At 40.2% G+C, this 17,663-nt stretch carries 16 protein-coding genes; 10 read left to right on the top strand and 6 right to left on the bottom strand.

The window, feature by feature from the left end:
• Nucleotides 1-27: 27 nt before the first annotated feature.
• Nucleotides 28-924, top strand: a complete 897-nt coding sequence (locus HYS07_02705) for a cation transporter (protein MBI1870084.1) — start codon at nucleotides 28-30, stop codon at nucleotides 922-924.
• A gap of 27 nt (nucleotides 925-951) precedes the next feature.
• Here the strand turns inward: HYS07_02705 and HYS07_02700 are convergent, their stop codons facing one another.
• On the bottom strand, nucleotides 952-1,770 hold the full coding sequence (locus HYS07_02700) for a class I SAM-dependent methyltransferase (GenBank protein ID MBI1870083.1): 819 nt from the start codon (nucleotides 1,768-1,770) through the stop codon (nucleotides 952-954).
• Nucleotides 1,771-1,816: 46 nt separating this feature from the next.
• On the opposite strand from HYS07_02700, the gene HYS07_02695 reads away from it, so the two are divergent.
• From HYS07_02695 to HYS07_02685, 3 genes are all read left to right on the top strand, one after another.
• The gene (locus tag HYS07_02695; GenBank protein MBI1870082.1) at nucleotides 1,817-2,695 is read left to right on the top strand and encodes a decaprenyl-phosphate phosphoribosyltransferase; all 879 of its coding nucleotides are present in this window, start codon (nucleotides 1,817-1,819) and stop codon (nucleotides 2,693-2,695) included.
• A 252-nt stretch (nucleotides 2,696-2,947) separates the two neighbouring features.
• Nucleotides 2,948-3,856, top strand: coding sequence for a glycosyltransferase family 2 protein (locus HYS07_02690; GenBank protein MBI1870081.1), 909 nt, complete (start codon nucleotides 2,948-2,950; stop codon nucleotides 3,854-3,856).
• A 5-nt stretch (nucleotides 3,857-3,861) separates the two neighbouring features.
• The gene (locus tag HYS07_02685; GenBank protein ID MBI1870080.1) at nucleotides 3,862-4,263 is read left to right on the top strand and encodes a VOC family protein; all 402 of its coding nucleotides are present in this window, start codon (nucleotides 3,862-3,864) and stop codon (nucleotides 4,261-4,263) included.
• Between the two features lie 84 nt (nucleotides 4,264-4,347).
• Here HYS07_02685 and HYS07_02680 read toward each other — a convergent pair whose 3' ends face one another.
• The 3 genes from HYS07_02680 to HYS07_02670 all read right to left on the bottom strand — a co-directional run bounded on the left by HYS07_02680 (nucleotide 4,348) and on the right by HYS07_02670 (nucleotide 8,048).
• The gene (locus tag HYS07_02680) at nucleotides 4,348-5,841 is read right to left on the bottom strand and encodes a glycosyltransferase (GenBank protein ID MBI1870079.1); all 1,494 of its coding nucleotides are present in this window, start codon (nucleotides 5,839-5,841) and stop codon (nucleotides 4,348-4,350) included.
• An 84-nt stretch (nucleotides 5,842-5,925) separates the two neighbouring features.
• Nucleotides 5,926-7,476 carry a hypothetical protein gene (locus HYS07_02675; protein MBI1870078.1) on the bottom strand — a complete coding sequence of 517 codons (1,551 nt, stop codon included), beginning with the start codon at nucleotides 7,474-7,476 and terminating at the stop codon, nucleotides 5,926-5,928.
• 14 nt (nucleotides 7,477-7,490) lie between these two features.
• A complete protein-coding gene (locus tag HYS07_02670; protein ID MBI1870077.1) occupies nucleotides 7,491-8,048 on the bottom strand; it encodes a dCTP deaminase in 558 nt (185 codons plus the stop codon).
• Nucleotides 8,049-8,290: 242 nt separating this feature from the next.
• Here HYS07_02670 and hpnH point away from each other — a divergent pair, with 242 nt between their 5' ends.
• Nucleotides 8,291-9,316 (top strand): adenosyl-hopene transferase HpnH, encoded by a 1,026-nt coding sequence (gene hpnH, locus HYS07_02665; protein ID MBI1870076.1) that lies wholly within the window; start codon nucleotides 8,291-8,293, stop codon nucleotides 9,314-9,316.
• Here hpnH and HYS07_02660 read toward each other — a convergent pair.
• Nucleotides 9,287-9,976 carry a hypothetical protein gene (locus HYS07_02660; protein MBI1870075.1) on the bottom strand — a complete coding sequence of 230 codons (690 nt, stop codon included), beginning with the start codon at nucleotides 9,974-9,976 and terminating at the stop codon, nucleotides 9,287-9,289. The two genes, hpnH and HYS07_02660, sit on opposite strands and share 30 nt — an antisense overlap.
• A 99-nt stretch (nucleotides 9,977-10,075) precedes the next feature.
• On the opposite strand from HYS07_02660, the gene HYS07_02655 reads away from it, so the two are divergent.
• The 3 genes from HYS07_02655 to HYS07_02645 all read left to right on the top strand — a co-directional run bounded on the left by HYS07_02655 (nucleotide 10,076) and on the right by HYS07_02645 (nucleotide 13,949).
• Entirely contained in the window at nucleotides 10,076-11,683 is a 1,608-nt protein-coding gene (locus tag HYS07_02655; GenBank protein MBI1870074.1) for an AAA family ATPase, read from the top strand.
• A gap of 204 nt (nucleotides 11,684-11,887) precedes the next feature.
• The gene (locus tag HYS07_02650) at nucleotides 11,888-13,204 is read left to right on the top strand and encodes a CCA tRNA nucleotidyltransferase (GenBank protein MBI1870073.1); all 1,317 of its coding nucleotides are present in this window, start codon (nucleotides 11,888-11,890) and stop codon (nucleotides 13,202-13,204) included.
• Nucleotides 13,205-13,328: 124 nt separating this feature from the next.
• A complete protein-coding gene (locus tag HYS07_02645; GenBank protein ID MBI1870072.1) occupies nucleotides 13,329-13,949 on the top strand; it encodes a urate hydroxylase PuuD in 621 nt (206 codons plus the stop codon).
• Nucleotides 13,950-13,972: 23 nt separating this feature from the next.
• Here HYS07_02645 and HYS07_02640 read toward each other — a convergent pair whose 3' ends face one another.
• On the bottom strand, nucleotides 13,973-14,764 hold the full coding sequence (locus HYS07_02640; GenBank protein ID MBI1870071.1) for a hypothetical protein: 792 nt from the start codon (nucleotides 14,762-14,764) through the stop codon (nucleotides 13,973-13,975).
• 236 nt (nucleotides 14,765-15,000) lie between these two features.
• On the opposite strand from HYS07_02640, the gene HYS07_02635 reads away from it, so the two are divergent.
• Entirely contained in the window at nucleotides 15,001-15,924 is a 924-nt protein-coding gene (locus tag HYS07_02635; GenBank protein MBI1870070.1) for a TerC family protein, read from the top strand.
• A 121-nt stretch (nucleotides 15,925-16,045) separates the two neighbouring features.
• Nucleotides 16,046-17,320 carry a putative DNA binding domain-containing protein gene (locus tag HYS07_02630; GenBank protein ID MBI1870069.1) on the top strand — a complete coding sequence of 425 codons (1,275 nt, stop codon included), beginning with the start codon at nucleotides 16,046-16,048 and terminating at the stop codon, nucleotides 17,318-17,320.
• Nucleotides 17,321-17,663 lie beyond the last annotated feature (343 nt).

Raw genomic sequence — 17,663 nt, 5'->3', positions numbered from 1 at the left:
TCAATTCATTGTCTGTGAAGGATAAATATGCTCGAAAATATTTCTGAATCCCCTTCCAATGTTAAAGAAAAAACCCAAAGTTTAGGGTGGGCCATTTTCCTGTCCATTTTTTTGGTTTTTCTAAAGGGATTTGCAGGTTTTTTCTGCGCTTCGGCATCTCTCCTTGCTTCCGCACTTGATTCTCTCATGGATATGGGAATTTCTTCTGTCAATTATTTATCCGTGAAATTAGCCTCTCAGCCTCCGGACAGTGATCATGCCTACGGACACGAGAAGATTGAGAGTTTGGCTTCTTATACTCAAGGAGTCCTTTTTCTTTTCTTTTCTTTCTTTATTTTTTGGGAATCTTTTCAGCATGTTCGATCGAGGATTTTTTTAACCCATTCGAATTTTGCTCTCTCGATCATTGGAATTTCGGCCTCAGTCAATTTGATGATTACCTTTATCATGGGTCGTATTGAGAAAAAAACAGGGTCGCTGATCATGAAGGCTGAAAAAACCCATTATCTGATGGATATTCTTTCCTATATTATGATCTTTGTTTCCATTCTTCTGGTCAAATGGACGGGATGGTTTGCGTGGGATATTTTGGGGGGGATTTTAGTTGCAGGGTATATTGCTTTTCTTTCCTTTCAAATTCTTTTACAGGCGGCCAATGAGCTGGTGGATCGATCGCTCCCTAAACGCATGGTTGATGAACTTGATCGAATGATACGGCATCATGATCCACATGTTTTAGGGTATCATGAATTGAGGACTCGAAAGGTGGGGGAGAAAAGCTTTGTTGATTTTCATTTGGTTTTGAAGCGGGATCAGAGTTTTGAGAATGTACATGAAATTACAGAGTCCCTGGTCCAAAAAATTCAAGGGCGGTTTCGAAATGCAGATGTGACCATTCATGAAGATCCTGAACATGGGAAATAGTGAAGTGGGTTGTTGAGGACAAGGATATTAAATTCTTTCAGCTCGGATTGCAAGAAAGAGCGGAATTTCTTGGCGAGCTCTATTTTCAGCTCGAGAACGAGCGCCCGGCTCACTCTCTTTATGTGAACTCCATTCTTCCATATAGGTGAGTGCCCAACGATAGGCATAGAGGGCTTGAATATAATAGGAGAGGGGACGATGAAAAGACAAAGTGATCAAATCTGGGTTAGATCCAGGATGCATTTTGATAGGGATTTCTAAGGGGCTCATATAACGATCAATCCGTCGGTATTGAATTTTATTGGACTCGTCAAATCCCCAGCTGCTTTGCCTTGGAATTCGAAAGCAGGGATGGTTTAGAATCAAGACCATGCGGGCTTTCTTCTTGGCAACGCGAGTGATTTCTTGAATGACCGATTCGATGGGATTCATATTTTGAAGGGCCAGGATGGAAACAATCGCATCAAATTTTTCGTTTGGAATACCTTTAAGGTGTGAGGCCTCCATCACATGGTAGCCCATCCGATGGTGTTCTTGGGGGTAGGTTTTGGCTCGTTCAATCAAATTCCGAGCAGCATCAATTCCAGTCATTTCTATTTCCAGGGCCAATCGTGAGAGGGCTCGACAAAATACCCCCTGTCCGCATCCTAGATCGAGGATTTTTTCTCCTCTCTTGGGCTCTAGAAGGTTGAGTGTGCCGGGAATTAAAATTTCTTGGTGGTATTCAGATCCTTCCTTTCCGACCTGGCGGTCATACGATTTAGAAACCTGATTCCAATGAGTATTTTGACCTATTTTAGAGGGTTTTTGATCAGGAGTTGAGTGTCTTCTATTTTTATTTTGCATTTTGGAAAAAAGTCTAGCAACATGTGGGGCGAGAGTGTATTAAAAAATGAAAATATCCTATAAAAATATTTTGACTCTTCTTCGGCCTGAACAATGGGTTAAGAATCTCTTGGTTCTAGCCTCACTTATTTTTTCGAAACACTTTTGGGATTTTTCTTTTACTTTGAGAGTGATTGAAGCTTTCTTTGTTTTTTGTTTGCTCTCAAGCTCCGTTTATATTTTAAATGATTTTTTTGATTTAAGTGAGGATCGTCTTCACCCTACCAAGTGTTTAAGGCCTCTTGCTGCGGGACGGGTTCCCATGGGTTTTGCTCTGGGCCTTGCAGCGGTTTTAGTTTTTTCTTCTTTAACCGCAGCGTTTGCACTCAGCAAAGATTTGTTTTGGGTTTGTTTTTCTTATTTTCTTCTTCAAACCATTTATTCTTTGGGACTGAAACATGTTGTTCTTTTGGATGTCCTTTCGATTGCGTGTGGTTTTGTCTTAAGGGCAGTTGCAGGGGCTGTGGTGATTCATGTAGAACTCTCTCCCTGGCTTTTACTATGCACATTTTTGCTAACTCTTTTTTTAGGCTTGGGAAAACGAAGGGAGGAAGGCCTTATTTTAGAGCATCAAGGAGATAAAGTTCGTCCTGTTCTTTCCCATTATCCACTTCCTTTTTTAGATGCTCTGATTTCTGTGGTAACCGGGGCTACGGTTGTTTCCTACGCCCTTTATACCGTTTCCCCTGAGGTTGTTCAAAAATTTGGGACGACGCATTTGATTTATACATTGCCTTTTGTGATTTATGGTATTTTTCGTTATCTTTATCTTCTTCATCAGCGAGGAGGCGGGGACAATCCAGCCCGTGTTTTTCTGAAGGATTTTGCTCTTCAAATGAATGTTTTGGTGTGGCTGGTCGCTTGTTTTTGGATTATTTATGATTGAGGGTAAGTAAAATCAAATATCAAACATTCAAAATCAAAATGACAATGTAAAATTTAAAATGTCTCCCTTACAATAGCATTAGGAATTTTGGATTTTAGTATGTCATTTTTCATTTTGACTTTTAAATTCTAAATTAGATTTGTAGCTTATTTCCAGATCAGTGACAACCTAAAAGAGCTATGTTAAAATCTGGTTTTCAGAAAGGATAAACACGTGTCTTCAAAATTAGAAATTTCTATTGTGATTCCCTTAATGAATGAAGAGGAAAATACTCCTGAACTTATTCCTAGAGTGGTGGAGGCCATGGAGATATTGGGACGCTCTTTTGAAATCATTCTCGTGGATGATGGGAGTACGGATCGGACGTGGGAGATTTTGAAAGAGGCTCGCGGCAAAGATGCTCGGATTCGACTGATCCGCTTGCGAAAGAATTTTGGGCAGACGGCGGGTTTAAAGGCAGGGTTTGATGCAGCCCGCGGCAGTATTATTGTCACTCTAGATGGAGATTTACAAAATGACCCTAAGGATATTGGAAAACTCTTGTCAAGTTTGGACGAAGGTTATGACATTGTGAGTGGCTGGCGTTCTCCAAGGAAAGATCCATTTCTAAGTCGCAGACTTCCTTCAATGTTGGCCAATGGATTGATCTCCCTAACCACGAAAGTCAAACTTCATGATTACGGTTGTACGTTAAAAGCTTTTCGATCTGAAGTCGCTAAAAATCTAGACCTCTATGGTGAAATGCATCGTTTTATTCCAGCGATTGCAAGCTGGATGGGAGTGAGTGTAACTGAGGTGAAGGTTAATCATCAAGCACGCAAACGCGGAAAGTCAAAATATGGGATTTCTCGGACACTCAGGGTTTTTCTTGATCTTATCACGGTCAAATTTTTGCTAAGTTATTCTACTAAACCTATTCAAATTTTTGGTCTGGTCGGGGTTTTGTCCGGGGGAATGGGACTAGCCTTATCCCTGTATTTATTTTTTATTCGACTCATTTTGCATCAGGCGATTGGAGGAAGACCCCTTCTTCTTTTATCAGTTTTTCTCATTTTTATTGGAATTCAATTTGTGACCATGGGTCTTTTGGCAGAGATTCAGATTCGGACCTATCATGAATCTCAAAAAAAATCGATTTATGTGATTAAAGAAGAAGTGTAAAAATGATGACCCCTCAATCTTTTCCTCCCCTCTTAGGACTTCGGCACATTGCACTCAAGGTCAAAAACCTTAAAAGTTCGGAGGCCTTTTACACTCAGGTGCTTGGATTTAAGCTGGAATGGCGGCCGGATGCGCATAATCTATATTTAACTTCAGGCCGAGATAATCTTGCCCTTCACGAGACAGTTTCTTTAGGAAATGTATCCCTAGAAAGTCCTTTGGATCATTTGGGTCTTTTAGTGAAAGATCCAGAGGAGGTAGACCAGTGGTCGGTCCACTTAAAAAAAATGGGGATTTCTTTAACTCAAGAGCCCAAAACCCATCGAGATGGCGCCCGCTCCATTTATTTTAAGGATCCAGATGGAAATTTGATTCAGATCCTTTATCATCCAAATATAAAAAACTAGTCCATAGTCAACGGTCAACAGTCCATAGAAAATAAATGGTTCCCTTAAAACTGTCGACTATAGACTGTCGACTGTGGACTATTCTCAAGCTTCTATAGGTTTAGACAGCAGAAGTTGAAGAGGTTTTTGGCGTTCCTGAAAGATGCTTAAGCTCCAGGTGTAAAGATATCCTATTTGAAAAAGCATGAGGAATGGGGTCATTGCAAAGCGATGCGTTTCCAATGAGATAGTGGCTAGAAGGCTAAAGTAAAGTCCTAAAATAAGTTCAACCCATGAAAATTTATTTTTCTTTCCTCTGTATTTTTTTGTTTTCAAAGAATCCTGAGAAGTATGAGCTCCATATTTAGGGGTTCTTTGAAAGGGGCTTTCATGTGAAAAGAGGGCTTCTAAGACTGCTTTGGCATTGTTGATAGAAAGTCCAATCCCTACTGCACTAACGAGAGGAATATATTTCAATTTTTTGAACCATTGAGCATCAATTTCTTTTTGGGACGAGATGTAGAAAATACTGATGGATAAAAATGAAGCAATGAAAAGTGGGGCATCAATTAAAACTTTATACTTCCATCCTTCTTCAAGTTGGATCAACATGGCTGGCAAGAGTAAAAGCGACAGAATAATCATGAGGGGATAAGAAAGATTGTTGGTAAGATGAAAAGTAGCCTCTAATTTTATTCCTAAAGGGAACGAGCTTTTCCAAATCTTTTTTAGGAGCTTTTTCCCTGACTGAACGGAACCTTTGACCCAGCGATGTTGTTGAGATTTAAAGGCGTTCATGTCAACAGGGAGTTCCGAAGGGGTGCCCAGTTCTTGTAGATAAACAAATTTCCATCCCTGTAATTGTGATCGATAAGAGAGGTCTAAGTCCTCCGTGAGGGTATCATGTTGCCATCCTCCTCCATCGGTGATGGCTTTCCTTCTCCAGCCTCCAGCCGTTCCATTAAAATTAAAAAATTTTCCTGAGCGGTTTCGAGCCGTATGCTCGATGACAAAATGCCCGTCGAGAAGTATAGACTGAATTTCTGTGAGGAGAGAATCGTTTCGATTCAAATAAGTCCATCGGGCCTGTACCATTCCAATGCTAGAATCCGTAAAAAAATGGATTGTTTTTTGAATAAAGTTAGATGGAGGAATAAAATCTGCATCAAAAATGTAAATAAATTCCCCATGGGCTTTTTCTAATCCTTTTTCAAGGGCCCCTGCTTTAAACCCTTCACGATGATGACGGTGCAGGTACTGGATATTTAAACCATTTTTTTGAAGGGTTTGAGTGAACGACTGTGCGATTCTTTGTGTTTCATCGGTTGAGTCATCTAAGACCTGAATTTCCAGGAGCTCTTTCGGATAGTCGAGTTTAGAAACGGCTTCAAACAATCTCTCTACAACATACATTTCATTATAAATGGGAAGCTGAACCGTTACGAGGGGGAGTGTCTTAAAATGATCTTTAGGCCGAGGAATGTTTTTTTTGTATCGATAGTAAAGATAGACGAGATAGTAACGGTGGCATCCGTAAATGGAAAGAATGAAAAGAATTCCAAAATAAAGAATGACAAAAGCAGCTTTTACAAAATCCATATTTTTTCCTCAAACAAGCCTCTTTAATTTAAAAATTAAAAATCAAAATGCAAAATGACATATTAAAATCCAAAATTTCTAGTGCTATTGCAAGGGAGATATTTTGAATTTTACATTGTCATTTTGATTTTTGATGTTTGATTTTTGGATTTTCATTGCAGGTAACACCCAAAAAAAGAAATCCTCAATTTTAGAAAGAGACTGAAGCGTTTCTTGATCAGATTCTTTGAACGTCATCCAGGGTAGTAAGCTTTGAAATTGTGTATTTTCGAGTGCTTCTTCATGCAGGGTTTCAGGTTCTTCTTCATAGAATGGACAAAATCGACCCGAAATAAAGTCGAGTCCAAAGGGTTGAAGCGTCTCTTCTTCAAAAGACTTTAGCTTTTCTAATGTGAAATGATAAATTTCCCAAGCCAAGTTCAAAACAGATTCTGTCGTATGTCCATGGGAAAGGATGTGGGCGGCCTGAAAAAGGCCTCCTAAACCTATACTCAAAAATCCTTTGGACCTTGCTTCAATTACGTTTTTGGTTTGAGGAAATAGGCCATGATTAAAATTTTGGTCAAAGATTTTCTTCTTGATTTGGAGTGCATTTTTGGCAGCTGTAAGATAATAGTCGACTTGATCTAAAAAAATATTTTTGAAGGGGGATTCTTGAGCGATGCGTTTCAAATTAAGGCTCACGACTCCTAGATTCATTCTTAGAGAATCATGAATGGTTGAAGCGGGTAGGATTCCAAGCATGATAGAAGTTTGATGGATGTCCTTAAAGGGAGTGATCACCAGAGGAAAAGATGTGTTTTTTTCTAATGCTTTTTCCCCCTTAAAAATCATGCCTAAATTTTTAAAAGGGTCTTTTTTCTTAAGTAGTTCTGAAATGAAGTCTATTTTTTTGAGAAAGAGAAAAGTTTTAACAGAATTTTCTTCGCTTGGATCAAAATGAAGAAGCCCGGGTTCCGTTTCTATTATTTCATCGAAATCTTCCATTTCATCAAAATCTTCTAGGATGATCCGATCTGACCATTCGGATTGAAGGTGTTGAATTCTTTTTATATGGGAAGAAAAAGGTTCAAGATCCCCCTTCAATTGATTCAGGAGAATAGAGTTTCCGGCTAACGCCTTCCCGAGTCCATGAATATAAATCATCCCATCCCGATGGGCTTCACTGATTTGAGGGGGATAAATTTTATTGAGGGCATAATGGCTTAAAATGTTTTGAGCACAATATTCTTGCAACCCTTTAAAAGTCATGGGGTGCGATGTTGAAACTTCGCCTTCAAGATATTGATCGACCGTTTGTTCGATTGCTAGAAAAGAGGAGCGGATCTCTCGAACTTCTTTCCTCTTTTGGCGATAGAGAATGAAGGCCTTGGCCGTTTGGGCATGTCCTCTTTCGATGAGGGTTTTCTCAATCCTATCCTGAATTTCTTCAACCGTAGGGACTCTTTGTGAATCTCCCTGTGTTTGAAGTTGTCCAAGAACTTGATGGGCCAATTCGACGGCAAGATTGTAGTCTTTCCCTCCAACGGCTTTAGCTGCATTAAAGATGGCGTCGACGATGCGGTCAAGATTAAAATCGACGATCGAGCCATCACGCTTAAAAATTTTGGTAAAGGGAGATGCGAGCGTTTCCATTTTTTAGATTTCTCCTAAATTCTGGGTAAGGTAATTTCCTTTGCTTGGTTTTGATACTTTCCTTTTTTATCTTGATATGAAACGAGACATTCTTCATCGCTTTGAAAAAAAATAATTTGGGCAATTCCCTCATTCGCATAAATTTTAACTGGAAGACCGCTGATATTGGTGATTTGAAGGGTCGGATACCCTTCCCATTCCGGTTCAAAAGGGGTGACATTCACCATGATTCCGCATCGGGCATAAGTAGATTTTCCCACACATAGTGTCAAAATATTGCGAGGAATTTTAAACCGCTCGAGGGTGCGTCCTAAAACGAGGCTATTGGGTGGAATCACGCAAACATCATCCATGATTTCCTTAAAATATTCAGTCGGTACATTTTTAGGATCGAGTACTGTCTCCAGGGGAGGGTGAAAGACCTTAAAATGATTAGAAATGCGAAGGTCATATCCATAGGACGAGAGTCCATAAGAGACAACGCCTTGACGGATTTGTTCCTCCTCAAAGGGATCAATCATCCCGTGAGCGAGAGCCATTTTTTTGATCCAGCGGTCAGATTTAATAGACATAATTTTTTAATATCAAAATTCAAAAGTCAAAAATCAAAATTGTGGTAGAAATTGATAAAGAACCTCTCAAGCGAATAAGTCTTTGAATTTTAATTTGTCATTTTGATGATAACAGCACTTTCTATAGCAAACCAGGCCACTCTATCACAATTTTAATTTTTGGTGAAATTAATTCTAGGATTGACTAATGGATGTTACTTCCATTAAAGTCATACGATGATTTAGCTCATAGAGGAGGACTTGTGGGTGTTCCATTAAAACAGATTTTTAAGGTGGGGGCTTATGTAACCAGGCAGCGCTTAAAAGGGAGCAAGCGTTATCCTTTGGTTTTGATGCTTGAACCCCTTTTTAGATGTAATTTGGCTTGTCCCGGATGTGGAAAAATTCAATATCCAACTGAGATTTTGAGAAAAAACTTAACCCCTGAACAGTGTTTTAAGGCGGTTGAAGAATGTAAGGTTCCTGTCGTTTCTGTGGCGGGGGGAGAACCCCTTCTTCATCCCCAAATTGATGAAATTATTAACGGTCTCATTGCTCGGAAAAAATTTGTTTACCTTTGTACCAATGCCATTCTCCTTGAAAGAAATTTACATAAATTTAAACCCTCTGCTTATTTGACCCTGAGTATTCATATGGATGGGCTTGAAGAGCTTCACGACAAGGCTGTAGACCGGCGAGGTGTTTTTAAACAAGCCATGAACGCTATTGAAGCGGCTAAAAAAGCGGGCTTTCGTTTAACGACGAATACGACTGTGTTTGATGGAACAGACCCTCAAGAGATGATTAACTTATTTGATAAATTAACCGAATCGGGTGTGGATGGAATGATGGTCTCTCCTGGGTATGCTTATGAAAAGGCCCCGGATCAAGAACATTTCTTAAAGCGAAATAAGACGAAGGTTCTTTTTTCTAAGATTTTGGGGGAAAACGGTAGGGGAAAAAGAAGCTGGAAGTTTAATCATTCACCTCTTTATTTGGAATTTTTGACCGGGAAACATGATTATGACTGTACTCCTTGGGGAAATCCAAATTACAGTGTTTTAGGATGGCAGCGCCCTTGTTATTTGATGGCCGAGGAAGGTCATGTCCAAACTTTTCAAGAGTTGATGAACGAGACTCAGTGGTCCCGCTATGGCTGTAAGAGTGGCAACCCTAAATGTGTTGATTGCATGGTCCATTCGGGTTATGAGGCAACTGCTGTCAATGACTCGATGACCCGTGTGTCTAAAACCATTCGATCACTCTTGGGCGTTTTGGGGCTTCGGTAAAGATACGTATCTCTGTGATTTGAAATGAGTGAGGATCAAGAGACTACACCCACCCACCAGGGCTCCATAAGACAGGTTCAATTCTGAAGTATTTGAAATCATCGTCATTTTCCAAAATTTTTCCTGTTCGAAGTGTGAATTTCCTCTTTCAGTTTCTGTAGATGAAAATCCACCCAAAGCCGAAGAGAAAGAATTTTCATTTGTTTCTACTCCCATAAAAGGGGGCTGTGAGATAGGTTTAAAAAAGGCAAGATATTCCGGGGAGTCAAAGGAAGGAACATTCGAGTCATCTCCGTTGATGCGAGGAAATCGTAATGCGGTATTGTTGGGCGGAGGAAGGGATGAAGATTCAAATGTTTTATAAGGTTCAAAAGAAAGTCTTTCAGATTTTGATTGAATGGACTGAGCCCTCTCAGAGATAAGATGAGCGGGCTTGAGGCTGTTTTCAATGTTAAAATTTTGGATTTGGCTTGTTTCTAATGTTTGGGAAGCTTGTAAAATTCTAGGGAGTGCTAGATTTTTTTCTTTGAAAAAATTTTTACCAAAATAAATCATTCCTAGAGTTCCTAGGATGATCAAAAACAATAAAAAATTTTTTCTAAAAAAAAGCCCTAACCTCTTCCCCTGTAGTACCTTTAAAATAGATGAAACCGTACTCATATCTATAATATAACATGGGGGCCAGAAGGATCAAAATTCACTATTCAATAAAGGTTCGGATGTTATAATGGTCATTAAATGGAAGGGAGAGGTTCCAACATGGAGGAAAAGGAAAATACAGAAAAGACACACAGTTTTGAGGAGTTTCAAAAGGAATTTTCTAAGCTTTTAAAGGAACGTCTAGGGACAAAAGGTTTGGGTTTTGTCTTCCCTCAGCCTGAGGCTGCAAAAACTCAAGAGGAGGTCCCCCAAGAAAAAAAGGCTCCTGTCGAAATTAAATTTGATCTTAAACCCAAAGAGGTCAAGGCCTATTTGGATCGTTTTGTCATTCAGCAAGATGAAGCAAAAAAGGTTCTGGCGATCGCAGTTTGTGATCATTATCACCATGTGGCCAGTTGCCTTGGAAAATCCACTTGTGGGGCTTATGCAAAACAGAATGTATTACTGATGGGGCCTACCGGTGTTGGAAAAACCTATTTGGTTAAGACGATTGCCCAATTGATCGGAGTTCCTTTTATTAAAGCCGATGCAACGAAGTTTAGTGAAACAGGCTATGTGGGAGGTGATGTTGAGGATTTGGTTCGGGATTTGGTTCACAAGGCGGATGGGAATTTGGAACTTGCCCAATATGGAATTGTTTATTTGGATGAGGTGGATAAAATTGCGGCTCCGTCGAATTTAATCGGTCGTGATGTGAGTGGGCAGGGAGTTCAACGGGGGCTCTTGAAATTAATGGAGGAAACAGAGGTTTCTCTGAAATCCTCGACCGATTTAACCAGTCAACTTCAAGCTGTGATGGAGTTTCAATCCAAAGGGAAAATTGAACGCAAGATGCTGGGCACTCGACACATTCTATTCATTGTGAGTGGAGCCTTTGATGGCCTATCTGAAATTGTGAAAAAACGTCTGGAAATACGCTCCATTGGTTTTTCAGATCAGGGTAAACCTCCTCTTTTTGAGGGAGAATTTCAGAAGCATGCCAAAACCCATGATTTTATTAAATTTGGTTTTGACCCTGAATTTATTGCAAGACTTCCAGTCCGTGTTGTTTTAGAGGACCTCTTAGAAGAAGATCTTTACCAAATTCTAAAGAGGTCGGAAGATTCGGTCATCAAGCAGTACGTGAGCGATTTTAAGTCTTATGGGATTGAGGCTATTTTCTCCGATGAGGCTTTAAGGGCGGTGGCTCGCAAAGCTTCTCAAGAAAAAACGGGGGCTCGGGGGCTTTTTACGATTTGTGAAAAGGCGTTACGAAATTATAAATATGAACTTCCTTCGACCTCGATCCGACGGTTTGTGATTACCCCAGTTGTGATTGATCATCCCCAGGAAGAGCTTCAGAGAATGATTCAAGATCCCAGTTATATTGATCATGAATTCATTGTTCTTCAGATACAGGCCTTTGAAAAAGATTTTGAGGAGAAAAACGGTATCAAAATTCGTTTTGATGAAGGGGCCCAAAATAGAATTGCAGAAATCTTTCGAGCACCCGAAACGAGCCCAGAAGGAAATTCTCTTTCAGTGGCCCAGCTTTGCCGGGACCGTTTGAAAAACTATGAATATGGTTTAGCTCTCATCCGCCAAAATTCGGGGAGAGATTTGTTTCAAATTACAGGAGAGGTCTTGAATCAATCTCAACTGATTTTAGATCAATGGATTAGAGATTCGTATGATGTGAGAAAAAGAAAGAACAAGAAACAGCTGTGAAAATCCAAAAATCAGACATCCCGCTCAAGGGCGTGGCTCGCCACAGGCGGCAAAAATCAAAATGACAAACCAAAATTTAAAATACTTCCCTTGCAAGGGGGCTAGAATATTTTGAATTTTGATATGTCATTTTGCATTTTGATTTTTGGATTTTAAATTAATTACAACTATTAAGACTTTGACCTAGTCCCTTGCTGATTACATATGGATTCCAAAAAAAATTTTGCCATAGAAATTGTTAGAATACTTCATGAGCATGGTTATGAAGCCCTTTTTGCGGGGGGATGTGTCCGCGATAAAGTGATGGGTAAAATTCCTCATGATTATGATATTGCGACCAATGCCCTCCCTGAAGATGTGATTAAAATCTTTCCACGGACTGTTCCGGTTGGTATTCAATTTGGTGTGGTTCTTGTTCTTTGCGATACCCTTCAGTTTGAAGTGGCGACTTTTAGGAGAGAAGGGGGATATGAAGATGGTCGCCGACCCACTTCGGTTGAGTTTACTTCTAGCCGAGAGGATGTTTTGCGGCGTGATTTTACGGTGAATGGTCTTCTTTACGATCCTCTTTTAGAAAAGACCATTGACTATGTGGAAGGGATTGAAGACATTCAAAAAAAGAGGATTCGAACCATTGGAAACCCCTACCAACGATTTTCTGAGGATAAGTTGAGGCTTCTCAGAGCGATTCGTTTTGCTTCCCATCTTGATTTTGAAATTGATTCTGAAACATGGCAAGCTTTGGTCAAGCTCGTTCCAGAAATTCAGGTTGTGAGTCCAGAAAGAATTCGAGATGAACTCGTCAAAATTTTTACGGGGGATCATCCGGGCAAGGGGCTCGAGCTTTTGGATCGCTCAGGGTTTCTTAAAGTGATTCTTCCAGAAGTGGAGGCGATGAAAGGGGTTGAACAGCCTCCAGAATTTCATCCCGAAGGCGATGTTTATGTTCACACTAAAATGCTTCTCGATCAATTAAGTGGGGTAGATAAAATATTAGCTTTGGGGGCGCTTCTGCATGATATTGGAAAGCCTCCGACCCAAACGGTGTCGGACCGGATCCGGTTTAATAATCATCAAAATGTAGGAGCTCAGATGTCCGAATGTATCCTCAAACGACTCAGGTTTTCAAATCAGGAAATTGAGAATATTACGTCTTGTGTTCAAAATCATATGACCTTTAAAGATGTCAAGGAAATGAGGGAAGCCAAACTCAAACGTTTCATGTCCCGTCCTACCTTTGTGGCTGAGTTGGAACTCCATCGCATTGATTGTCTCGCCAGCCATGGAATTTTAGAAAATTGGCACTTTCTCAAAGAAAAATATGAAGAATTAAAAAAAGAAGTTCCTCGTCCCCAACCTATTCTTACAGGGCATGATCTCATTCAAATGGGTTATCCTCCAGGCCCTCTTTTTAAGGAAATTCTAACCGCCGTCGAAGATGCATGCTTGGAAAAAACTTTAAGGACTTCGGATGAAGCAAAGGTATGGGTCAAAGAAAAATATCCCCTTCCCATTTTTTGATTGGGAAATTCTTGTTGATTTTTTCTCATGATGTGAGAAAATTTTAACAAATCATTTTTGTGAAAAACGTGTCTTTGTATTTAGATTTATATTCAACCAATCAGACTAAAGGGGGAGAAGTTCTATGCCGGCCGAAGCACATACCCATATTTTACTTCTTTTAAGATGGATTCATTTTATTGCTGGAATTACCTGGATTGGACATCTTTATTTTTTTAATTTTGTGAATGTTCCTTTTACTAAAACAATGGATGGGGAGACCAAGAAAAAAGTTGTCCCTCAATTGGCCCCACGCGCTCTTTTTTGGTTCAGGTGGGGCGCCATGTTTACATTTATTTCGGGGGTGCTTTATATTATCTGGAAAATTTTCATTGCTACGGATGCGGGGCTTACAGGGACAGGGGGTCTTTTCACTTCAACATGGGGAAAGTGGATTTCATTTGGCGGACTTTTGGGCACAATCATGTGGTTTAATGTTTGGTTCATTATTTGGCCGGCTCAAAAGAAGATTATCCGATGGGTCAAGGACGGTCAATCTCCTCCAGAAATGGCAGGGATTGTCAAAAAGGCTTATCTGGCTTCTAGAACAAATACTTATTTATCCATTCCCATGCTTTTTGGAATGGGGGCAGCAAGCCATTTCCCTTCTTTCAGTCTCTGGGGAGTTCCGATTGTTCTAGGGATTGGATTTGCCATTGCCTGGCATTTGGTTAAGTTATCGGCTAAAGCGGGGTCTAACTTCTAACGAGACACAACCGTTTTATAGCTTTATTTTTTATCTAAGAGCTCGAATGTAAATTCGAGCTCTTTTTCTTCATCGGGAGTTATTTCAATGGATTGATCTTGAGTTCCTAATTTTTCATGCCAGGCCTCGATCACATATTTTCCGGGTGGAAGATTTTTAAGTTCAAAGGTTCCTTCAGCTTCTGTGACTACAAAATAGGGGTGAGAAACCACTCCGAGATAACCTGTCATCCAGGGATGGACATCACACTTAAGCGAGATCATCACTTCAGGAGACGAAAATGTTTTTGTGATTTCCATCCCTTCAAACGGCATCCCTAAATTCCAAGAAGGATTATTTTTAGAATAAGAATGAACATTATGAAGGGTAGGATCACTGTTCACCAACAGAACAGGTTGATTGACTTGTACCCCAAGGACATGCGGTACATAAAGGCATTTGGATTGATCCATCTTTATAGAAGTTTTTGGAGTTTCAAATGAATAGTTTTCTAATCCTTCTTTGACATAAATAAAAACGTTCTCGATCCGTCCATTTTGAACGAGAAGTTCTTGGGCGTAGACTTTACCGGGGTGAAAAACGCTACATTCTGGATTCCCTCTAATAGGCAGTTCTTGAGGAGTGGGTGCTTCTCCCTTAAATAAGACTTTTCCCTTTATCATCCCCGTTTTTTGAGGATCCACAGAAAGGGCAGGTGTGCTGTTTGGAGGTATGGGTGAGGAAGAAGTGTTTTTATTTTCTTTTTTTCCGCATCCCTGGAGGACCAAAGATGAGAGGATGAAAAAAATATAAATAGTTTTTATTAATGTTTTCACAAGAGGAAATTATCCTATCATACCCTCATAAATTCAATTGAAATTCCTGGGTTTAGGATGTGATATTTCATATAATGAGAGGGCTGGTTTCCAAAAAGGAAGATGTCGTGAAAAGAATCATAATCAGGATATTAGTACTTTTCTCGCTCTTCTTTTTTGAAAGGGAGAGTCGTGCAGGGGATTTAGAAAGTAGTATTGAAAAGACGATTCAGAAAGCTTCGTAAAGGGGTAAAGATGTGCCTAACGTAGATCTTTTTCTTTGGGTCCTTTTTGGGGCTCTTGTGTGTGCGGCTTTGACCGTGGATTTATTCATTGCTAATCGCCGCGCCCGCGAGATCTCCATTCGAGAGGCAGGTTTTTGGGTATTGATCTGGGTAGCTCTCGCCCTTGTTTTTGACGGGGTTGTTTTTTACCTCAAAGGTTCAGGTAAGGCGCTTGAATTTCTAACCGGTTATGTTGTTGAAGAATCTCTTTCCGTCGATAATCTTTTTGTTTTCGTGATGATTTTTTCTCATTTTCGCGTAAGGTCTCTTCATCAGCCTCGCGTTTTAAAATGGGGAATTTTGGGGGCCATTGTGATGAGGGCCTTTTTTGTCGCAACTGGGGTTACGCTGTTTAATCTTTTTCATTGGATGATTTATGTGTTTGGGGGTCTTTTGATTTTTGCAGCACTTAAAATTCTCTTTGATGAAGAGAGCGAATTTGAGCCAGATCGAAATTGGGTGGTGCGTTTCTTTCGCCTCTTTATGCCCGTCAGTACTCAATCCTCGGGTCAAAGGTTTTTTATCAAAGAGAGTGGAAAATGGTTTGCAACGCCTCTTTTTATCGTTCTCATTTTAATTGAGACCAGTGACTTAATCTTTGCCCTGGATTCCGTTCCTGCCGTGATTGGAATTTCTCGCGATCTTTTTATTGTATATAGCTCTAATATTTTTGCCATTTTGGGTTTAAGGGCACTTTATTTCATGCTAGTGGGGGTGATGGATCTTTTCCGATTCTTGAAAATCGGGATTTGTGTCATTCTGACCTTTGTCGGAATCAAATTGATGATCTCTCGCATTTTTGAAATTCCAACAGGTGTTACACTGGCTTTGATTGCGCTCGTCCTGGCGGTTTCTGTCCTGGCCTCGTTGATTTTTAAAGAGAAAAGGGGACGTTAAAACAGGCAATAACATCGGTAATTATTTCATTGATAATTGCCGATATTGCCGGTATGATTTCCTCTGTGAAAACATCGAACAAAATTCAAGACAAGAGTGTATTCTGGAGGGAGAAGGGTATTTGGTCGAATTTAAAGAGGGCTTATCCCATCATCTCGAGAAGGATCTCTCGGCCTTTGCCAATGCCAGTGGTGGAACAATTTATCTTGGAATATCCGATAAGGGAACAATTCATCCTCTATCCTTAACCCATCGTCTTAAATCACAACTGCAAAGTACTGCAAGAAATTGTGACCCTCCTATAGACATTACAATTCGCCCCATCGAAGACATCGTTGCTGTTGAAGTATCAGAAAGTTTGAATAAACCGGTTCGTGCGTCTGATGGTTTTTATCTCAGAATTGGTGCCAGCTCTCAGAAATTGACCCGGGACGAGATTTTTGCTTTTGCCGTTCAAGAAACAAAAATCATGTTTGATAGGCAATTGTATGTAAAGGAAAAAGCTGAGAGCATCCTCGCGACAAGGCAGGTAGAATGGTTTCGGCAAAAGGCACGTCTAGAAATGGATTTGGATAATCTCCAACTTCTTGAAAATATTTCGTGTCTCCAAAGACAAAATCAAAACCATTATTTAACGCATGCGGGCATCTTACTCTTTGGGGCCAATCCTCAAAAGATGTTCCCTCAGGCCACAGTGACATTGATTGTTCTTGAAGATCTGTCTACCATTCGAGAACAAAAGATTCTTAAAGGAACTCTTTTTCAACAAATAGAAATTGCCTTTCAGTTTCTCAAGGATCATTTAAAATCAAAACCGGAAATTCAATCCTTAGAGAGAAAGGATGTTTTAGAAATTCCAGAATTTGTTTTGAGAGAACTCCTTGTCAATGCCATTATTCACCGTGATTATTTTGAGACCTCTTCAGATGTGGTTATTAAGATTTTCCCAACATGGATCGAATTTTCAAATCCGGGACCTATCAGCAAAAGAATCACACTCGATCAACTCTGGGGAAAAAGTTATCGGAGAAATCCCATGATTGCAGATGTCTTTTTTCATGCGAATTACATCGAACGGGCAGGAACAGGATTATTGAGGGTCCAAAAAACATTGGAACATTTGAATCTTCCTTCACTCAAGATTGCTGAAGAAGGACCCTTTTTCATTGCAACCCTTCCAAGACCCAATTTTGATCTTCTTTCCCAGAAATTGGGAGAACGGCAAAGAAAGTTGATCGGACTGTCAAACACCTTTTTCCCTTTCTCGACGTTGGACTATGCCAAACAATTCTCTATCAGTGAAAGAATGGCCCGCCTTGACATCAAGAACCTTATAGAAGCAGGGGTCATCATTCCTCAAAGAGAAGGACGTTATGTGCGATATGTCAAAAAGTGATTTTTCCAACTTTTTAGCAGAAACCTGGGCGATAGAGGACTCGCCCTATCATTCGACAGGGCGCCCTGATGAATATCATGGCGAACCTCTGGAATGATTCATGGCGCTATAAAGTGAATTTGGGCGATAGAGGACTCGCCCTATCATTCGACAGGGCGCCCTGATGAATATCATGGCGAACCTCTGGAATGATTCATGGTGCTATAAAGTGAATTTGGGCGATAGAGGACTCGCCCTATCATTCGACAGGGCGCCCTGATGAATATCAGGGCGAACCTCTGGAATGATTCATGGCGCTATAAAGTGAATTTGGGCGATAGAGGACTCGCCCTATCATTCGACA

The organism is Chlamydiota bacterium (assembly GCA_016178055.1).
In the GTDB taxonomy this organism is placed as follows: domain Bacteria; phylum Auribacterota; class JACPWU01; order JACPWU01; family JACPWU01; genus JACOUC01.
This window is presented reverse-complemented; position numbering and strand designations above follow the sequence as displayed.

Bases quoted from the DNA above. Each gene is read 5' to 3' on its own strand.
- HYS07_02705 (MBI1870084.1), top strand. From the start codon at position 28: ATGCTCGAAAATATTTCTGAATCCCCTTCCAATGTTAAAGAAAAAACC.
- HYS07_02700 (MBI1870083.1), bottom strand. From the start codon at position 1,770: ATGCAAAATAAAAATAGAAGACACTCAACTCCTGATCAAAAACCCTCT.
- HYS07_02695 (MBI1870082.1), top strand. From the start codon at position 1,817: ATGAAAATATCCTATAAAAATATTTTGACTCTTCTTCGGCCTGAACAA.
- HYS07_02690 (MBI1870081.1), top strand. From the start codon at position 2,948: ATGAATGAAGAGGAAAATACTCCTGAACTTATTCCTAGAGTGGTGGAG.
- HYS07_02685 (MBI1870080.1), top strand. From the start codon at position 3,862: ATGACCCCTCAATCTTTTCCTCCCCTCTTAGGACTTCGGCACATTGCA.
- HYS07_02680 (MBI1870079.1), bottom strand. From the start codon at position 5,841: ATGGATTTTGTAAAAGCTGCTTTTGTCATTCTTTATTTTGGAATTCTT.
- HYS07_02675 (MBI1870078.1), bottom strand. From the start codon at position 7,476: ATGGAAACGCTCGCATCTCCCTTTACCAAAATTTTTAAGCGTGATGGC.
- HYS07_02670 (MBI1870077.1), bottom strand. From the start codon at position 8,048: ATGTCTATTAAATCTGACCGCTGGATCAAAAAAATGGCTCTCGCTCAC.
- HYS07_02660 (MBI1870075.1), bottom strand. From the start codon at position 9,976: ATGAGTACGGTTTCATCTATTTTAAAGGTACTACAGGGGAAGAGGTTA.
- HYS07_02655 (MBI1870074.1), top strand. From the start codon at position 10,076: ATGGAGGAAAAGGAAAATACAGAAAAGACACACAGTTTTGAGGAGTTT.
- HYS07_02650 (MBI1870073.1), top strand. From the start codon at position 11,888: ATGGATTCCAAAAAAAATTTTGCCATAGAAATTGTTAGAATACTTCAT.
- HYS07_02645 (MBI1870072.1), top strand. From the start codon at position 13,329: ATGCCGGCCGAAGCACATACCCATATTTTACTTCTTTTAAGATGGATT.